Below are 279 nucleotides of genomic sequence, written 5' to 3'. Positions count from 1 at the left end.
ACGAGACGCTGCGCGTCAATGGCGACGCCCGCATCACCGTCGACCCCACCTTGCGCGAACGCCTGGCCGTCGACGGCAAGGAGCCGCAGAGCGTCATCGTGGTGACGGTCAAGGCCGCCTATATGCACTGCGCCAAAGCCTTCATGCGCTCCGACCTGTGGAAGCCGGAGACCTGGTACGACCGCGCGACCTTGCCGACGCTCGGCGAGATCATCCGCGACCAGCTGGCATTAACCGAAAGCGCCGGCGAGATCGACCGCGAGCTGGACGACGATTACC

1 pseudogene is annotated in these 279 nt (G+C 65.9%); it reads left to right on the top strand.

What is annotated here, in order from left to right:
• Positions 1 to 279, top strand: a pseudogene (locus EN824_RS34915) (pyridoxamine 5'-phosphate oxidase family protein); the annotation flags it as partial.

The sequence above is a fragment of the Mesorhizobium sp. M8A.F.Ca.ET.181.01.1.1 genome, assembly GCF_004792025.1.
GTDB lineage: Bacteria > Pseudomonadota > Alphaproteobacteria > Rhizobiales > Rhizobiaceae > Mesorhizobium.
The sequence above is the reverse complement of the archived record's forward strand: the minus strand, read 5'-3'. Positions and strand labels throughout refer to the sequence as shown.